Source organism: Mesorhizobium alhagi CCNWXJ12-2 (assembly GCF_000236565.1).
GTDB lineage: Bacteria > Pseudomonadota > Alphaproteobacteria > Rhizobiales > Rhizobiaceae > Allomesorhizobium > Allomesorhizobium alhagi.
Genome location: NZ_AHAM01000350.1, coordinates 1 through 2,309, shown reverse-complemented (window position 1 = coordinate 2,309; position 2,309 = coordinate 1). Strand labels below are relative to the sequence as shown.

At 59.9% G+C, this 2,309-nt stretch carries 1 protein-coding gene; it reads left to right on the top strand.

The genetic code is table 11. From position 1 onward, the window contains the following. Window positions 1-218: 218 nt before the first annotated feature. Window positions 219-2,297, top strand: a complete 2,079-nt coding sequence (locus MAXJ12_RS34060; protein WP_008840813.1) for a recombinase family protein — start codon at window positions 219-221, stop codon at window positions 2,295-2,297. Window positions 2,298-2,309: the final 12 nt, after the last annotated feature.

Sequence of the window (2,309 nt, the reverse complement as noted above, 5' to 3'; positions counted from 1 at the left end):
ACGCATAGTGAGGGAACCTCTGAAAGTGAGGTTCTGTTGATACCACGCATTGGCCACAAAGCGCTGATTCTGTTGGTTCAATGGATAGTGAGTCGCGATGAACCAGAAGCGGACACACATCCGATGGACGGATTTGCCGGCAGACCGGCGTCGACGCCTCGTGGCGATGATCAGCAGTCTGATACAACGGAGTGTGTCGACGGATCGGGAGATCGGTCATGAATGCGGAACCGAGCCTGCTCACCTTCGCGTTGCCGGAAAAGATCCACAGCCGCCACAATGATCGCCAGGCCATCGTGTACGTTCGGCAGTCGACGGTTCGACAGGTCGAGCACAACCGCGAGTCAACACTGCTTCAATACGCCTTGGCGGATCGGGCATTCCGACTGGGATGGCGTCGTGACCAGATAACGGTGATCGATGACGACCTGGGCCGCTCGGGCGCATCGGCCCTTGATCGGCCGGGCTTCCAGCGCCTCGTCGCGGAGGTTGGGCTTGGCCATGTCGGGATGGTCATTGGCATCGAAGTATCCCGCCTCGCACGATCATGCAGGGACTGGCATCAGCTTTTGGAAATGTGCGCGTTGTTCGACACGCTGATCGGCGATGCCGACGGCATCTACGATCCGAGCACCTACAATGACCGGCTGTTGCTCGGCCTGAAGGGTACGATGAGTGAGGCTGAACTTCATATCCTGAAGGCCCGTATGCACGAAGGGCGCAAAGCCAAGGCGCGGCGCGGCGAACTCATTCTCGGTCTACCGCGCGGTTACGTGCTGAAGCCCTCGGGCGAAGTGGCATTGGACCCGGACGAGGGGGTTCAAAGGGTCATACGCCTGGTCTTCACCTTGTTTGAAAAGCGTCGCTCGATCAGCGGTGTCCTACGTTACCTCGTGGACCATGACATTGCGCTTCCCGATCGAATCCGGAGCGGACCTGAAAAGGGCGACGTGTGCTGGAACCGACCTAATACAGCGACGCTCGGCGACATGCTTCGTCACCCTGGTTATGCCGGCGCCTATGTCTTTGGGCGCCGACGCCACGACGGCCGGCTCCGGGTTCCCGGCAAACCTCACAGTGGCCGACGCTTTGTTCGCGATCCGCAAAAATGGATGGTGCTGCACCAAAGCGCACTTCCGGCGTACATTGACTGGCAAACGTATGAGCGGAACCAGGAGCTGATGGCGGCAAACCGTTCGCGATATACCGGCGTCCCGCGCGGTGGCGCAGCACTGCTTGGCGGCTTGATCTCGTGCGGCGTGTGTGGCCGAAAAATGGTGACCGGCTACAATGACGACGGGCGGGAAGCACGATATAGCTGCAGCTATGAGGCCACCACCTACGGCGGTCCACGGTGCCAGTCGATCAGCGCTCGTCCGGTGGACACCTGTGTGACCGCGTTGATGCTCGAAGCCCTCTCACCCTCGGCAATCGACGTCAGTCTTCAAGTTGCCGAGGATATCGAACTCGAACGCCAGCAGTTGCACGAAGGCTGGAAGCAGCGACTGGAACGCGCGGATTATGAAACGGCGCTCGCGCGCCGACGCTACGAAGCTGTCGACCCTGACAACCGCCTGGTCGCGCGGACGCTGGAACGAGACTGGGAAGCAGCACTGGCGACGAAACAGGCGCTCGCGGATGACCACCAGCGAGCCCTTGCGCGACAACCTGAGCGGCTAACGGCGCAGGAAAAGGACGCGGTTCGCCAGTTGGCAGAAGATGTGCCTTCCCTGTGGAAGGCGCAGTCCACTACATCGCGAGATCGACAGACTATCGCCCGTATGATGCTCGATCGCGTGGTCATCCGGGTGTTCGGAGAGACCGAACGTGCCGAAATAAAATGCCACTGGGCAGGCGGGATCGTGACAACACATCCGATCATTCGAACCGTGAGACGCTTTGAACAACTGGAGCATCACGACGAAATACTGGATCGGATCGCGGTGCTGCGTGCCGAGGGGGTGACCTCCCGACAGATCGCCGACGATCTCAATGCGAAAGGCTGGACGCCTGCGAAGAAACCAATGTTCGACGCGTTGATCGTCCAGAAGCTTCTGGCACGAAAGGGGCTTGGAAAGAAGCGACCGATCTGGTCCGGCAACGTTCCCCGTTGGAATGACGACGAGGTGACACTGCAGGAACTCTCCGAACAGCTCGGGGTCCATCGTCAGACCGCCTACGGTTGGCTCCGACGCGGAAAGCTCAAGGGGCGCGTCGCGAAAGTAGGGGCACAACGTATCTGGCTTGTCAGCCTGTCTCACGCCTCAACAGGAATCCGGACTGGAGAGTCATCATGACAACACGATCGA

Excerpts from the sequence above, each read along its gene's own strand:
- MAXJ12_RS34060 (WP_008840813.1), top strand. The coding sequence starts at position 219 with ATGAATGCGGAACCGAGCCTGCTCACCTTCGCGTTGCCGGAAAAGATC.